The organism is Rhodococcus sp. As11, from assembly GCF_048957735.1.
GTDB lineage: Bacteria > Actinomycetota > Actinomycetes > Mycobacteriales > Mycobacteriaceae > Rhodococcus > Rhodococcus gordoniae.
The window spans coordinates 27,944-45,812 of sequence record NZ_JARDJE010000005.1; the positions used below are offsets into that span (position 1 = coordinate 27,944).

A 17,869-nucleotide genomic window follows, 5' to 3' on the forward strand; every position below is an offset into this window, starting at 1 on the left:
GTGAGTGAGTTCTCGCGCGAGGTCGGCGGGCAGCAGGGGGACGAGGCTCGGACGAACCTCGACGACGTCCGGAACGCCGATCCGGCACGGACGGACCGCGGCAGCCGGCCCCGTCGGCGCCCCGCCCGGCGGCGCGGACCGCGTGCCGTGCTCCTTCCGCAGTTGCTGGCGGCTGCCGTGGAACGAGACCCGGCGGCCACGGCCGTGGTCTTCGGCGACCGTTCCCTGACCTACGCCGAACTCGACGCCGCGTCGTCGCGAACGGCTCGTCTCCTGATCGACCGGGGGATCGGCCCCGAGGACGTGGTCGCGGTATCGCTCGCCCGTTCGATCGAGTCCGTGCTCGCGGTGTGGTCGGTCGCCAAGTCGGGCGCGGCATTCGTTCCCGTCGACCCGAACTATCCGGCAGACCGCATCGAGTTCATGATCGCCGACTCCGGCGCACGCCTGGGTCTGACCCGGGCGGCCGCGGTGGCCGCGCTGCCCGAGACCGTCGAGTGGATCGCGCTCGACGATCCGCAGACGATCACCGATGCCGACGCTCTGCCGTCCGCTCCCGTGAGCTTCGACGAGCGGGTGCTGCCGCTGCGGGCCGAGAACCCGGCCTATGTCATCTACACCTCGGGTTCGACGGGCCGGCCGAAGGGCGTCCCCGTCACCCACACGGGCCTCGACGACCTCGCGCAGGAAGTCGCGGCACGCTTCGATCTGACACCGCAGTCGCGCGTGCTGCACGTGGCGTCGCCGAGCTTCGACGCGTCGGTCTTCGAATGGCTGATGACGATCTCCGTCGGCGCGACCATGGTCGTCGCACCGCCCACCGTGTTCGGCGGGGACGAGCTCGCCGAACTGCTACGCCGCGAGCGCGTGACGCACGCCGTGATCACCCCGGCCGTGCTGACCTCGATCGACCCGAGCACTCTGACCGATCTGGAGATGGTGCTCTCCGCTGGTGAGGCATGTCCGCCGGATGTCGTGGAGCGCTGGGCACCCGGGCGCCGATTCTTCAACGGTTACGGACCGACCGAGTCGACGATCATGACGCACTGCAGCGGGCCGCTCGAACCGGGACGGCCTGTGACGATCGGTACGCCGGTTCGCAATCTGAGCGCGTCCGTCCTCGACGCCCGCCTGAATCCGGTCGCTCCCGGCGTGGCCGGTGAACTGTACGTGTCCGGGACGGCTCTGGCCAGAGGCTATCGGGGACGCCCCGGTCTGACCGCAGAACGATTCGTCGCAGGGCCGGGCGGTACCAGGCTCTACCGTACCGGCGATCTCGTCCGTACCTCCCGCGGCACGAACGGCGAATTGATCTACCTGGGACGCAACGACTTCCAGGTCAAGATCCGCGGTTTCCGAGTCGAACTCGGTGAGATAGACGCAGCGCTCGCCGCCTGTGACGGAGTCGATTTCGCGATGACGGTGGGTCGCGAGACGCCGGCGGGTCAAGCACAGTTGGTGTCCTACCTGCACTCCTCGGAGGGGGCGGGGATCGACACCCGCGTGGTTACCGAAGAGATATCGAACGCTCTTCCGTCGCATATGGTTCCGTCGGTGATCGTCGTACTGGACGAGATCCCGCTGACGCCGTCCGGCAAGGTCGATCGCGCGGCGCTGCCGGACCCCGATCCGGTGACCGTCGAGTTCCGCCCGCCTGTCACGGATACCGAGATCGCTGTCGCCGAGGAGTTCGCGACGCTGCTCGGCCTGGAACGGGTGGGTCTCGACGACGACTTCTTCGATCTCGGCGGCAACTCGCTCGTGGCGACCCGGGTGGCGGCCCGGCTCGGTGAACGCCTCGACACCCGTGTGCCGGCCCGACTGTTGTTCGAGGGCTCGACCGTGGCTGCGCTCGCCGCGCTGATCGAACCCCTCGGCACCGGCGGCCGTATCCCGCTCACCGCCGGTACGCGGCCCGAGACGATTCCGCTGTCGCTCGCCCAGCAGCGGATGTGGTTCCTCAGCCGGTTCGACACCGGCTCGGCAGCGAACAACATCCCCGTCGCGCTCCGGTTGCGCGGGGCGCTCGACGTCGACGCGCTCCGCGCGGCGATCGCCGACCTCGTGGATCGGCACGAAACGCTCCGCACCGTCTACCCCGATCGCGACGGGGTGGGCAGTCAGGTGATCCTTCCCCCGTCGGCGGCCACCCCGACGGTGCGTGTCGAGGACGTCCCGGTCTCCGAAGTGGAGAACCGCGTCCTGCGCACCGTGTCGGCCGGTTTCGACGTGACGACGGAGGTGCCGCTGCGGCTCGAACTCCTGCGGGTCGCGCCCGACGAGCACGTCCTGGTCATCGTCGTCCACCACATCGCCGCAGACGGGGCGTCCACCGAACCGTTCGTACGCGACCTCGTCACCGCCTACCTCGCCCGCACCGCCGGAGCGGTCCCCGGGTGGCAACCGCTCGCCGTGCAGTACGCCGACTACACCCTGTGGCAGCGTGCGGTGCTCGGCTCCGAGGACGATCCCGATTCTCCGGTGGCGAAGGAGATCGCGTACTGGACGTCCGTTCTCGCCGACCTACCGGACCGGCTCGAACTCCCTACGGACCGGCCCCGGCCGGTCGAGGCGTCGGGTCGCGGCGCCACCGTCGATTTCGAGATCGATCCGGCACTGCACGCGGCCGTCGCCGAACTCGGCCGGGCAGCGGGATGTTCGCCGTTCATGGTCGTCCACGCAGCCTTCGCGGTGTTGTTGTCGAGGATCTCGGGCGCACACGACATCGCGATCGGCACACCCGTCGCCGGGCGTGGCGAACAGGCCCTCGACGACCTCATCGGCATGTTCGTCAACACCCTTGTGCTGCGCACCGACATCACGCCCGACCTGACCTGCGCCGAGCTCCTGCGCCGGGTCCGCGATACCGACATCGACGCATTCGCGCACGCCGATCTGCCGTTCGAGCGGCTCGTGGAGATCCTCGATCCGGTCCGCTCCGCGGGGCACCACCCGCTCTTCCAGGTCGCCCTGTTCTTCCAGAACATGGCGCAGCCCGAACTCGCGCTGCGCGATCTCGAGCTCGTACCGGTGGATCTCGGCGGAAGCATCGCCAAGTTCGACCTCCAGCTCACGGTGACCCCCCGGGAGGTGGACGGGCGCCCCGCCGGAATCGGAGCCCAGTTCACCTACGCCACCGATCTTTTCGACGACTCGACCGTTCGCGCCCTGGCGGAGCGCCTGGTGTCGGTGCTCGGAGCCTTCGCGAGCGACGCCGACATCCCGGTCGGGGAGATCGACCTGCTGACCCCGCACGAGCGTCATGCACTCACCGTCGGGGTCAACGCGACCGACCATCCGACGGACACGGGGACACTGCTGTCACGCTATCGGGCCCAGGTCGACCGCGTCCCGGGAGCCACCGCGGTCCTCTTCGGCGACGAGTCGCTCACCTATGCCGAGTTCGACGCACGCGTCAACCGACTCGCGCGGCACCTGATCTCGTCCGGGGTCGGACCGGAATCGCTCGTGGCCCTGGGGATCCGGAGGTCGATCGATCTCGTGGTCGCCATGTACGCGGTCGTCACCGCCGGCGGTGCCTACGTGCCGCTCGATCCCGACCATCCGGCCGACCGGATCGGTCACATCCTCGACACCGCCCGACCGGTGTGTGTGCTCAGCACGAGCGCGGACACCGGCGACCTCCCCGAGGGAATCGCCCCGATCCTCCTCGACACCCTGGAGACGGATGGGTACGACGCGCATCCTGTCCGGGAGGACGAACTGCGCGGCACCGTACAGCCCGCATCACCGGCCTACGTGATCTTCACGTCGGGTTCGACGGGACGGCCGAAGGGTGTGTCCGTCCCCCACGAAGCGATCGTCAACCAGCTCGAGTGGATGGCTGCCGAGTACGACATCGCCGGGAGCGATGTGTACCTGCAGAAGACCGCCACGACCTTCGACGTCTCGCTCTGGGGCTACTTCCTGCCACTGCGCACCGGGGGCACCCTCGTCGTGGCGCCGCACGACGCCCATCGCGACCCCGCCTGGGTGGCGGATGCCGTCACACGCCACCGCGTCACCCTCACCGATTTCGTCCCGTCGATGCTCACCGTCTTCGCCGCACAGGCACCCGCCGGCAGCTGCGCGAGCCTGCGGCACGTGTTCGTCATCGGAGAGGCACTGCCGCCGGAAACGGTGTCGGCCTTCCGCCGGCTCGGCGATGCGGCGCTCCACAATCTCTACGGCCCGACCGAGGCGGCGGTCTCGGCGACCTACTGGCCGGCCGACGGCGACGGTCACGCCGTGCCGATCGGTGTGCCCGAGTGGAACGTGCAGGTCTACGTCCTCGACTCGGGCCTGGCTCCCACACCGGTCGGGACGCCGGGCGAGCTGTATCTCGGCGGGGTTCAACTCGCTCGGGGTTACGAGAAGCGCCCCGACCTGTCCTCCGACAGGTTCGTCGCGAGTCCGCTCGGACGACCGGGGAGCCGGATGTACCGCACCGGCGACCTCGTGCGGTGGCGTCGTACCGCTGCGGGAGAGCTCGTCCTGGACTATCTGGGTCGCACCGACTTCCAGGTCAAGTTCCGCGGCCAGCGCATCGAACTCGGCGAGATCGAGACGGCTCTGCTCGGCTGCGCCGAGGTATCGCAGGCAGTCGCGCTCGTCGTGCCCACCTCCACCGGTGAGCAACTGGTCGCGTACGTCGTGCCGGCACCGGGACACACCGTCGACCGGGCGGCGCTGCTCGATGCGGTGAAGAAGACGTTGCCTTCCTACATGGTGCCCTCGGCCGTCGTCGCGCTCGACGAGTTCCCCTTGAACACCAGCGGAAAGCTCGACCGCAAGGCCCTGCCCGCACCGGTCTTCGAAGCACGCGAGTTCCGCGCGGCCCGTACCCCGATCGAGGAGATCGTGGCAGGTGTCTACGCCGACGTGCTCGGCGTGGCCCGGGTGGGTGCCGACGACGACTTCTTCGAACTCGGCGGCAACTCGCTCGTCGCGACGCGCGTCGCATCACGGATCTCCGACGCACTCGGCACGCGGGTCCCGGTTCGGGAACTGTTCGAATCGCCCACGGTCGCGGCGCTGGCCGTGCGCCTCGAATCGCGCGGGACGGGTGAGGACCGGCCCCGTCTCGAGGCCCGGCCCCGTCCCGAGCGCGTGCCACTGTCGCTCGCACAGCAGCGCATGTGGTTCCTCAACCGATTCGATCCGGACTCGCCGGCCTACAACCTGCCGGTGGCGCTCCGGATCACGGGATCTCTCGACGCCCGGGCTCTCGAAGCCGCGGTCGCCGACGTGATCGATCGGCACGAAATCCTGCGCACCGTCTACCCGGAGTCCGAGGACGGTCCGGTGCAGGTCGTGCTGCCGGCGGCCGGGGCCGTTCCCGACCTGACACCGGTCGAGATCGTCCCCGGCGATCTCGAGGCCGCCGTCACCGCGCTGGCCGTCGCCGGATTCGACGTCACAGCCGATGCCCCGCTTCGTGCCAGGCTGTTCCGCTTGGATGCCGACGACCACGTGCTCGCGTTCGTCGTCCACCACATCAGTGCCGACGCGTCGTCGATGGCGCCGCTCACCCGCGACCTGATGACCGCGTACATGTCGCGACTCGCAGGTGAACGTCCGTCGTGGACGCCGCTGCCGGTGCAGTACGCCGACTACAGCCTGTGGCAACGCGAGGTGCTCGGCTCCGAATCCGATGCGGATTCCGTCGCGGCAGCGCAGATCCGGTACTGGGTCGAGACCCTCGACGGTCTTCCCGACCAGCTGGAACTGCCGATCGACCGTCCCCGCCCACCGGTGCAGTCCCTGCGGGGTCGCCGCGTTCCGTTGCGGATCCCGGCGGACGTGCACTCCGCGCTGTCGTCTCTCTCGCGCGAGCGCGGGGCGTCGCTGTTCATGACTTTCCATGCAGCGCTCGCGGTCCTCCTGTCACGATTGAGCGCGAGTTCCGACGTCGCGGTCGGCACGCCGATCGCGGGTCGCGGCGAGGCCCGGCTCGACGACGTCATCGGCATGTTCGTCAACACGCTCGTGTTCCGCACCCGAGTGGACGACGACGCGCGATTCGGCGAGCTCCTCGACCGCGTGCGGGAGATCGATCTCGACGCCTACGCCAATGCGGACCTGCCGTTCGAGAGGATCGTCGAGATCCTCAACCCCACCAGATCGCAGGCGCGGCACCCCCTGTTCCAGGTCGGCCTGTCGTTCCAGAACGTCGAGCGGTCGAGCCTCGAACTGCCGGGCCTGACGGTCACGGGTCTCGACATCGAGACCGGGATCTCCCAATTCGACCTGCACTTCATCGTCGCGGACCATTACGCCGAGGACGGATCGCCCCTCGGTGTCGGCGGTTTCGTCACCTACGCCACCGACCTGTTCGACGAGTCCACGGTCGTGCGGTTCACCGAACTGCTCGAGACGGTCCTGCGCGCGGTGACCGCCGACCCGCACGTGGTGGTGGGCGACATCGATCTGCTCGGGGAGGCCGATCGGCGACGGCTCGCCGAGCTCGACGACACCGACCGGACCACGGACGGTTCCGCCACATTGGTGACCCTGTTCGACGAGCAGGTCGCACGCCGACCGGACGCGGTGGCTCTCGTATCGGGTGACAGGCACTGGACCTATGCGGAGCTCGACACCGAGGTCAACCGGCTCGCGCACATGCTGCTCGAGCGGGGTGTCGGTACGGAGGATCGTGTCGCGCTCCTCCTGCCGCGTTGTGCGGAGCTCCCCATCGCGATGTACGCGGTCGCGAAGACGGGTGCGGCATACGTACCGATCGATCCCGCGATGCCCGTGGCCCGCGTCGAGTACATCCTGGAGACGAGCGCCCCCACGGTCGTCCTCACGAACGGCGACGCTCGCCGGACCTGCGCCCTCGATCTGCCGAAGATCGTCGACCTCGACGAGATCGACACGGCCAGGTATCCGTCCGGTCCGGTACTCGACGCGCATCGGAGCTCACCGCTGCGGCCCGACGATCTCGCATACGTGATCTTCACGTCCGGGTCGACCGGCCGGCCGAAGGGCGTCGCGGTCGGCCACCGCGCCGTCACCAACCAGTTGCTCTGGAAGGCCGAGGAATTCGATCTCGGCCCCGACGACGTCGTGCTTCTCAAGACCGCCTCGACGTTCGACCTGTCGGTGTGGGAGTTCTGGTCGGCGCCCACCACAGGCGGCCGGTTGGTCGTGGCACGACCGGACGGTCATCAGGACCCGGACTATCTGCTTGCCACGATGCAGGAGCAGGGTGTCACCGTCGTGCACCTGGTGCCCTCGATGCTCGAGATGCTCATGACCGCCTCGGAGGGGTCGCTCCCCGAATCCGTGCGCGCCGTCCTCGCGATCGGTGAAGCGCTACCGGCCACGACCGCTCGCGCGTTCCGCCGCACCCACCGTGCAGCACTGTTCAACCTCTACGGCCCGACCGAAGCCGCCGTGTCGGTCACCTCGCACGAGGTCGACGACGCGGACGAGCACGTCGTGCCGATCGGCACACCCGAATGGAACACCCGCGTCCACATCCTCGATCGGCGTCTCCATCCGGTGCCCGCCGGGGTGATCGGGGAGCTCTACCTCGCCGGTATCCAGCTCGCACGCGGCTACCAGGATCGACCGGCCCTGACGGCGGACCGCTTCGTCGCCGACCCGTTCGGACCGGCCGGGACGCGCATGTACCGCACCGGTGATCTCGCGGTGCTCCGCACCGACGGCGAGATCGAATACCGGGGCCGCTCCGACTTCCAGGTGAAGATCCGCGGTTTCCGCATCGAACTCGAGGAGATCGAATCGGCACTCCGTCGCCTCGACGACATCGCTGCGGCCGTCGTGACCGCGCACCACGATGCGCGTCTCGGTGATCGGCTCGTCGCGTACCTGGTTCCCGCCGCCGGTGCGGTCGTCGACACCGGCCGGGTCGCCGAGGCTCTCGCCCGGGAACTGCCCGGATACATGATCCCCGGGACGTTCGTCGTTCTGACCGAGCTTCCGCTGACCGCCAACGGAAAGCTCCACCGCGCAGCACTTCCCGCGCCCGTCTTCGAGTCCACGGAGTTCCGCGCCCCGACCACGACGATCGAGCAGACCGTGGCCGGTGTGTTCGCGGAAGTGCTCGGCGTCGACCGCATCGGTCTGGACGACGACTTCTTCGATCTCGGCGGCAACTCGTTGCTCGCCACCCAGGTCGTCGCGCGTCTCGGTAAGACATCGGGACTGCGCGTTCCCGTCCGCGCACTGTTCGAGGCCCCCGGCGTGGGTGCGCTCGCTGCCCGCCTCGAGCAGTGCTCCGCGGTCGAACACCACGAACCTCTCGTCCCGGTGATTCGCCCGGTGGAGATTCCCCTCTCGCTGGCGCAGCAGCGGATGTGGTTCGTCAACCAGTTCGACACGTCCTCGCCCGCCTACAATGTCGCCGCGGCGGTGCGGCTGTCCGGATCGCTCGATGCCGAGGCCCTGCAACACGCCGTCAACGACGTCGTGGCGCGACACGAGACCCTGCGTACGCGATATCCGCGCGGGACGGAAGGTCCGATCCAGCAGATCCTCCCGGCAGTGGAGGCCACCGTTCGCCTCGAACCCGTCGACGTGACCGAGACCGACCTGCCGGCCCGGGTACACGACATCGTCGCGCGCGGCTTCGATGTCACCACCGAGATCCCGGTCCGGCTCGCGCTGTTCCGTCTCGCCGCGACCGAGCACGTCCTCGTGACGGTGGTGCACCACATCAGCGCCGACGGCTGGTCGGTCGGGCCGCTCACGCGAGACCTCGTGGTCGCCTACAGCGCACGCTCGACGGGCGCGGTGCCCGCCTGGGCGGCACTCCCGATCCAGTACGCCGACTTCGCTCTGTGGCAGCGACGGATGCTCGGTTCGGAGGACGATCCCGCCTCGGTCCTCGCCGGACAGGCGGCCTACTGGAAGAACGCCCTCGCCGGGATCGCCGACGAGATCGCCCTGCCCACCGATCGTCCGCGCCCGCCCGTGCAGTCGATGCGAGGTGGCAAGGTGCGCTTCGTCGTCGACCCGTCGACCCATCACGGGCTCACCGAGGTCGCCCGCACGCACAACGCGACCCTGTTCATGGTGCTGCACGCCGCACTCGCCGGCTTCCTGCACCGCATCACCGGTGACGTCGACATCGCGATCGGTACGCCCGTCGCCGGCCGCGGACACGAGGAACTCGACGACCTGATCGGTATGTTCGTCAACACTCTCGTGCTGCGGACCGCGCCGCGTGGCGACCGGTCGTTCGCCGACCTGCTCGCCGAGGCACGTGAGACGGATCTCGATGCGTTCGCACACGCCGATATCCCGTTCGAGAGACTGGTCGAGATCCTGGCGCCGGAACGGTCCACCGCGCGGCAGCCACTGTTCCAGGTCGCACTCTCCTTCGAGAACCTGGGCCGGACCGGTTTCGATCTGCCGGGCCTGAGTTTCGGCATCGTGGATTCCGATATCGACGTCGCCAAATTCGACCTGTCGCTCACCCTCGCCGAACAATTCGATCAGGCCGGCGAACCGGCCGGTATGGCAGCCGAGTTCTCGTATGCGCGAGACCTGTTCGACGAGAACACGATCGACGGCTTCGCGCGTCGCTTCGTGCGTTTCCTCGACGGTGTCCTCACCGACACCGACCGGGCGATCGGCGACGTGGACATCCTCGACGCCGACGAACGTGCACGTCTCGCGGGAGTGCGCGGCGCCGAATCGGTCGAGCCGCAGACCCTGTCACGGCTCCTGTCGCTCGCCGTGGCGGGGGGGCCGGACCGCATCGCCGTGCGCTGCGGCGACGAGGCCCTGACCTACCGTGAGCTGGACGCCGAGACCAACCGGCTCGCCCGCATCCTCCTCGCTCGCGGCGCCGGCCCGGAGACGTTCGTGGGCCTCGCCTTCCCGCGATCGGTCGACATGATCCGGGCGGTGTGGGCGGTCGCCAAGACCGGGGCGGCCTACGTGCCGATCGACCCCGACTATCCCGCCGACCGCATCACCTACATGCTGGAGGACTCCGGCACCCGTCTCGGCGTCACCTCCTCGGCTCACGCCGGCGAGCTCCCCGACGCCGAGTGGCTCGTACTCGACGACCACGAGTTCCGCGACCGGTGTGATCGGATGTCGTCCGACCCGATCGACCCGTCGGAACTGCGCGGCGCGGTCCGCGTCGACAATGCGGCCTACGTCATCTACACTTCCGGCTCCACCGGCCGGCCGAAAGGTGTCGTCTCGACCCATGCGGGCCTGGCGAATCTCGCACGCGCGCAATGCGAGACCTTCCGAATCACGGCCGACGCACGCACCCTGCAGTTCGCTTCACCGAGCTTCGACGCGTCCGTGCTCGAGATGCTTCTCGCGGTCGGAGCGGGAGCGACGATGGTGATCGTGCCGCCCGCGATCTACGGCGGCGAGGAACTTGCGGCCGTCCTGCGGCGCGAGGCCGTCACGCACGCCTTCGTCACTCCGGCCGCGCTGGCCACCGTCGATCCGTCCGGCCTCGGTGAACTCGAGGCGGTGATGGTCGGCGGCGAGGCGTACTCCTCCGATCTGGTGACCCGGTGGGGAAGCGACCGTCGGTTCTACAACGTGTACGGCCCGACCGAGACCACGTGTATCACCACCAGCTCCGAACCGCTCGTGCCGGGAGGCGCGATGCCTATCGGTCATCCGTTGCGCGGTGTGGGTGCGCACGTGCTCGATGCCCGGCTGCATCCCGTCCCGCTCGGCGTCACCGGCGAGCTCTACCTCTCGGGACCGGCGCTGACCCGCGGATATCACCGCCGGGCCGGGCTCACCTCGGAACGGTTCGTCGCATCCCCGTTCGGCGACGGGCAACGCCTGTACCGCACGGGCGATCTCGTCCGCTGGGCCGCAGGCGGAGAACTCGAGTACGTCGGACGTGCCGACCAGCAGGTCAAGATCCGCGGGTTCCGGATCGAGCTGGGGGAGGTCGACGCGGCCTTCGTCGCACATCCGGACGTCGACTTCGCGGCTACTCTCGGGCACGAGACCGCAGCCGGCGCCGTAGTTCTCGTGACCTACGTCAAGCCGTGCGAAGCGCGGACCGTCGACACCGACGAACTGCTCGGGTTCGTGGCCGGGTCACTGCCCGACTACATGGTGCCCACGGCCGTCGTCGTCATCGACCGGGTGCCGTTGACCCCGGTGGGCAAGCTCGACAAGAAGGCCCTGCCGGAACCGGTGTTCGCTTCCACGGAGCGTCGCGCACCGTCGACTCCGGCGGAGACCGCGATCGCCGGGATCTTCGCCGAGATCCTCGGTGTCGACGAGATCGGCGCCGACGACTCGTTCTTCGCCCTCGGTGGTGACAGTATCGTGTCCATCCAGTTCGTCGCCCGAGCCCGGACGCTCGGATTCGAACTGAGCCCGCGCGACGTCTTCGAACGGAAGACGGTCGCGTCGCTCGCCGAACTCGTCGATGCCGGGGCTGCCACGGAGGCAGGGGAGGCGGAGGCGGATCCTGCAGCCGAGGACACCGCTCCTCGGACACCCGAGATCGCGCGTGTTCGCGCAGGCGGGCACCACGGTGTCACGAGTGTCGTCATCGAGATGCCGGGCGGAGTCGACGACGACGGGCCGGCCGAGTGCCTGACCGCTGTACTCGCGGCGCATCCGCTGCTGCGTCTGGTCGTGCCGCGCGAGGTCGACGAGTCCCCGCGGGTCGTTGCCGCGTCGGCCCTCGATATCTCGAAGGTGTTGCGGCACCAGGTGATCGAAGGCCCCCTTGCGCTCGAGGAGATCGTCGACCGCGTCGTGCGGGAGGCCGCAGACCGGCTGGACCCGGCTGCCGGCATCGTCGTGCAATTCGTCCGGGTGTCCGCCGGTGACTCCGATCTGCTCGTGGCCGTCGGCGACGCGGTCGCCGTCGACGGAGTGTCGTGGCAGGTGCTCGCCGACGATCTGGCCGCCGCCTGGACCGCCCGTGCCGCCGGTCGCACCCCCACCGTGGCGGCCGAGAAGGTCTCGGCGCGGGCATGGTCGAACACGTTCGCGACGCCTCCGGCCGCGCCGGTGACGAGAGTCACGACTGCGGATTCGGACGAGCGGGCTCCCCTCGGGGCCACCGTCCGTCATTCGGCCTCGGACACCGCATCCGTCTTCGCCGATCTCGCTGCGGCCTTCCGCGCCGAACCGATCGACGTGCTCGTCGCGGTCGCTGCGGTCGCGGTCACCGGCACCGGCGGGTCGACACAGGTCGATCTCGTGGTGGGCGCCGACGGGCGACGACTCGCATCTGCGGCCGGTACGTCCCGGACGGTCGGCGGCCTGCAGGTGCAGTATCCGGCGCGCATCGACCTGGACGGGGTCGGGGAACTCACCGGGCCCGAAGGGGCGGCCCCACTCGTCAAGGCCGTCAAGGAACAACTCCGTGCGGCGCTGCGCCGGTCGCCCGACGACGCGGTGACGGCTGGTCCCGACACGATGGTGACCCTGCACGGCGAACCACGCGCCGGGGACATGCGCGAGGCCTGGCGGTTGTCCGCCGAGTACGGGATCCGGCCCGTCTTCCGTACCGCACCGGAACATCGGCTCGAAATCCACGCCTCGTCGGTTGCGGGGGAACTCACCGTGACCCTCACCGCCGATCCCGCGCGCGTCCACGAAGACGAACTCGCCGACGTGGTCCGGACATGGACCGCGACGGTGGACGCACTCGCCCGGTACGCGGCACAACCCGGTATCGGCGGACTCACCCCCTCCGACCTGCCCCTCGTCGACGCGGATGCCGACGACATCGAGATATGGGAGCAGCGGTACCCGGGCCTCGAGGACGTGTGGCCGCTCACCCCGCTGCAGCAGGGCATGTTGTTCCACGCCCTGCTCGCGAGCGACGGCGTCGACGTGTACACGACCCAGTTCGTGCTCCGTCTCCGCGGTGATCTCGACACCGCCCGCTTGCACCGGGCCGCACAGACCCTGCTCGACCGTTACCCCAACCTGTGCGCGGCGTTCACCACGACGCGCAGCGGTGTGCCGGTGCAGGTCGTGCAGCGCGGGATCGAGGTTCCGTGGCGTGAGGTGGACGTCACCGAGGCCGGCGACCCGGACGCGATCGACGCGCGCATCGAGCAGGCGAAAGCAGAGGATCTCGCAACGCATTTCGTGATGGACCGCGCCCCGCTGCTGCGGTTCACCCTGTTCCGTGCCGCCTCGGACCGTGTCGATCTGCTCGTCACGAGCCATCACATCCTCATCGACGGCTGGTCGATGCCGCTGCTGATGCGCGACATGCTCGTGCTGTACGCAGCCGACGCGGATCCGGCCGTGCTGCCGCCCGTCGCTCCCTATCGGGACTATCTCGAGTGGCTGCACGCACGGGATCACGCCGAATCGAGGGAGGCATGGAAGCGCTCGCTCGACGGCCTGGACGGTCCCACGACGATCACCACGCTCGACACCGCTCGCGGGATCGAGGCGGGCATCGGCGAAGCCGGTTTCGAACTCACGCCGGACACCACGGCGAAGCTGTCCGCGACGGCGCGCCGACTCGGCGTCACCCTCAACACCATGGTGCAGACGGCATGGGGGCTGTTGCTCTCCCGGATGACCGACCGCGACGACGTCGTCTTCGGCGCCACCGTATCCGGACGTCCGCCACAGCTACCCGGTATCGAGTCGATGGTCGGCCTGTTCCTCAACGCCGTCCCCGTCCGGGTGCGCATCGACCCGGACGAGACCGTCGCGAACCTGGCGTCGACGGTGCAACGCGAACAGGGCGCGCTCCTCGATCACCACTATCTCGGGTTGGCCGAGATCCAGGAGTCGGCCGGTGCGGACGCACTGTTCGACTCGCTCGTGGTCTTCGAATCGTTCCCGGTGGACGCGGCCGCCCTGTCGGAGGCGCGCTCCGGCATCGGTCTCGACGTCGCCGCCGTGGACGCGGCCAGCGGCACACACTATCCGCTGACACTCATGGTGGTCGCCGACGACCGGGTTCGGGTGACGGTGAAGTATCTGGAGGACGTGATCGGCGGGACCTTCGCGCGCGACGTGGCCGGCCGGCTGGAGGTCGTGCTCGACGCGTTCGCCGAGTCGGTCGACCGGCGGATCGGGCAGCTCGACGTGTCGACCGGACACGATCGGGCGCGTCTCGACCGATGGAATGCGACGGACGTCCCCGAACTGCTCGACGAGGCGACGCTGGTGTCGTTGTTCGAGGAGCAGGCGGCCCGCACCCCACAGGTGCCGGCGCTCGTGTTCGAGGACACCGAGTGGGACTACGCGACCTTCGACGCGGAAGCCAACCGGCTCGCCCGGCACCTCGTCGCACTGGGCGTGGGGCCGGAGACGCTCGTCGCGGTGGCGATGCGGCGCTCGCTCGAACTGCCGCTCGCGATCTACGCGATCGTCAAGGCCGGTGGTGGGTACGTACCCATCGACCCGGATCATCCCGCCGATCGCACCGCGCTCGTACTCGACGGGGCGCGTCCCGCATGCGTCCTCACCACGAGCCGTGACGGTGTCGACGTCGCGACGACCGTTCCGGTGATCGACGTGGACCGCCTCGACCTCGGTCACCTGCCCTCTCACCCTCTCGACGACTGCGAACGGCTCGGCTCCCTGAGGCCCGACAACACGGCCTACGTGATCTACACGTCGGGGTCGACGGGCCGTCCCAAGGGCGTCCAGATCACCCATCGGCAGGTCGCCAACCAGTTCCGCTGGGCGCAGCGCACATTCCCGCATTCCGTGGGGGATGTGGTCCTGCACAAGACTCCCGTCACCTTCGACATCTCCACATGGGAATTGTTCTGGCCGTTGCAGACCGGGGCGACGGTCGTGGTGGCCCGGCCCGACGGGCACCGCGACCCGCAGTATCTCGCCGAGACGATCCGTCGCCGGTCGGTGAGCTCGGTGCATTTCGTGCCGTCCATGCTCGATGTCTTCTGCGAGTCCGCGGATGCCGGCGACCTCGCATCGCTGAAGTACGTCTTCGCGGCCGGGGAGGAACTGACCGCCGACACCGTCGACGCCTACCAGGCGATCGGCACGGCGGCACTCGTCAACTGGTACGGCCCTGCGGAAGCAACCGTGGTCACCAGTGTGGACACGGCCCGAGTGCACGGCCGGCCGGTGCCGATCGGTGCACCGGTCGCCAACACGACGGTGCACGTACTCGACAGCCGGCTCCGGCCGGTGCCGGTCGGAAGCGTCGGCGAACTGTACGTCGGGGGAGTGCAACTCTCCCGCGGATACGCCCACGCAGCGGTTCTCACGGCGGAGCGTTTCGTCGCCGATCCCCGCAACACCGGAGCGCGGTTGTACCGCACCGGAGACCTCGTCCGGTGGAGGGAGGACGGCAGACTCGACTACCTCGGCCGGTCCGATTTCCAGGTCAAACTGCGCGGGCAGCGCATCGAGCTCGGTGAGATCGAAGCAGTGCTCGTCTCGCGACCCGAGGTGGCGCGCGCCGTGGTCACCGTCGTCGCGGGACCGGACGGAGGCGACCGTCTCGCGGCCTATGTCGTCGCTGCCGAAGGATCGTCGCTGGATGTCGGCGAACTCGCCGTGCATGCGCGGCATTCGCTGCCGTCGTACATGGTGCCTGCGGTCCTCGTGCCCTTGCGCGAACTGCCGCTCAACGCCAACGGCAAGCTCGACCGGAAGGCGCTTCCCACCCCGGTGATCGACACCGTCGCGTACACGGCGCCGCGTACTCCGCTCGAAGAGCTCGTCGCAGGCGTCGTCGAGGAGGTCCTCGGCGTCGAGAAGGTCGGTGTGGACGACGACTTCTTCGCGCTCGGCGGCAACTCGTTGAATGCGACGCAGGTCGCGAGCCGGCTCCGCGACAGCGTGGGCGCCGACGTCCGCGTCCAGTGGTTGTTCACCGACCCCACCGTCGCTGCACTGGCAGGACGCATCTCGGCCGAACGCGACGCCGGCGAGGAGTTCGATCCCTTCGCCGACAGTGCGATGCAGGTGCTGCTCCCGCTCCGGGCACGCGGTTCCCGGGCCCCACTGTTCTGTGTCCATCCGATGTACGGACTCGCGTGGACGTACTCGGGCCTGACCCGCTTCGTGCACGATCGGCCGATCTACGGCATCCAGTCGAAGGCGCTGTCGGAGGACGGATACCTGCCGGAGTCCCTGGCCGGGATGGCGGCGCGATACGTCGAGGAGATCCGGACGGTGCAGCCACACGGTCCGTACAACCTCATGGGCTGGTCGCTCGGTGGTGTGCTCGCGCACGAGATGGCCGTGCAACTGCAGGCGGCGGGGGAGAGCGTCGACTGCCTCGCCATGCTCGACAGCCATCTGAATCTCGATGTCGGCGACTTCCGGGGAGCGATCCGCGACGAGCTCGAACAGATCGGCGTCGTCCTCGACGACTCGGCCGACGTGACGAGCCTGTCGGACGAGCACCTCCAGCGCGTGATGGAGACCGTTCCGCAGGAGATGGTCACGCTCACCGCGGAGCGTTTCCGCAATCTGTACGAGAGTGCGCTGCGATCGGCGGAACTCATCGCGTCGCACACCCCAGGGGTGTTCGAAGGAGACCTGATGTACTTCAGCGCGGCCGATCATCCGCCCGCCCAGGACGGTGCCGCGGGACGCTGGTCGCACCTGGTGACCGGCACCATCTCGGACGTTCCGATCGACTGTGTGCACGGCGCGATGACCACACCCGAGTCGCTGGCAGCGATCGGGCCGGTGCTCGAGGAACACCTCCACAGGGAGTGGATGTAACGAGTTGCTCCCGGACGACGACGCATGTAACTGTACGTAGGCCGCCATCGGGTAGGTTCCGTTCGAGCATCGGACCGCACCGCGCCCGACGCCGACCACCACTGCCTATTCGAAAAGGTGAGAGAACCGTATGAGGCATCCGATGCGAGGATCCGGACGACTTCGCGTACTGACCGTCGGCGCGGCATGCGCAGTTTTCTCGGCTGCGTTGTCGGTGGCTCCGGCAATTGCCCAGCCGGCAGACCCTGTGGCCGAGAGCCAACAGCCGCTCCAGTCGGTGACCAGCGAGAACGGCTCGAAGATCACTCGCATCGAGAACTACGGCGAGCAGCAGCTGCTCGTCTATGTGTACTCGGCCTCGATGGACAAGGAGATCCTGCTCGACGTCTGGCGTCCCGCCGACACCAGCGAGCCGCGCCCGACGCTGTATCTCCTCAACGGAGCCGGTGGTGGCGAGGACAGCGCGACCTGGCGCTTCCGCACCGACGCGATCGAGTTCATGAAGGACAAGAACGTCAACGTCGTCTCCCCGGTCGGTGGCAAGTGGAGCTATTACACCGACTGGAAGGAAGAGGACCCGGTTCTCGGTGTCAACAAGTGGGAGACCTTCCTGACGAAGGAGATCCCGCCGCTGATCGACGCGGCGCTCGGTACGAACGGGATCAACGCGATCGCGGGTCTGTCGTCCTCGGGTACGTCGGTCCTGCAGCTGCCCATCGCTGCTCCCGGCCTGTACCAGGGCGTCGCAGCGTACAGCGGCTGTGCCCAGACCTCCGACCCGATCGGGCAGCAGTTCGTCAAGCTCGTCGTCGAGACCTGGGGTGGCGGCGACACCCGCAACATGTGGGGTGAGCTGAACGATCCGGCCTGGGCCGAGAACGATCCCTACGTGCACGCCGAGGAGCTGCGCGGTCTCGATCTCTACATCTCCAACGGCACGGGCCTGCCGGGGCGTTACGACACCCTGAACGGTCCGGAGATCGACGGCCAGGTCGATGTGCTCGCCAACCAGGTCGTGGTCGGCGGCGTCATCGAAGCGGCGACCAACTACTGCACGCACAACCTCCGTACCCGCCTCGACGAGCTGGACATCCCCGCCACCTACAACTTCCGCGACTCCGGCACCCATTCGTGGGGTTACTGGCAGGACGATCTGAAGGACTCGTGGCCGGTGCTGCAGAAGGCCCTCGGCCTCTGACCGTCCTCG

Annotated in this window: 2 protein-coding genes; both read left to right on the forward strand. The window is 68.8% G+C overall.

All coding sequences use genetic code 11. The features are described from left to right. A complete protein-coding gene (locus PV766_RS07980) occupies positions 1 to 16,662 on the forward strand; it encodes an amino acid adenylation domain-containing protein (RefSeq protein ID WP_421096833.1) in 16,662 nt (5,553 codons plus the stop codon). A gap of 142 nt (positions 16,663 to 16,804) precedes the next feature. After that, complete coding sequence (locus PV766_RS07985; protein WP_421096924.1) at positions 16,805 to 17,860, forward strand: alpha/beta hydrolase; 1,056 nt, start codon at positions 16,805 to 16,807, stop codon at positions 17,858 to 17,860. Positions 17,861 to 17,869 lie beyond the last annotated feature (9 nt).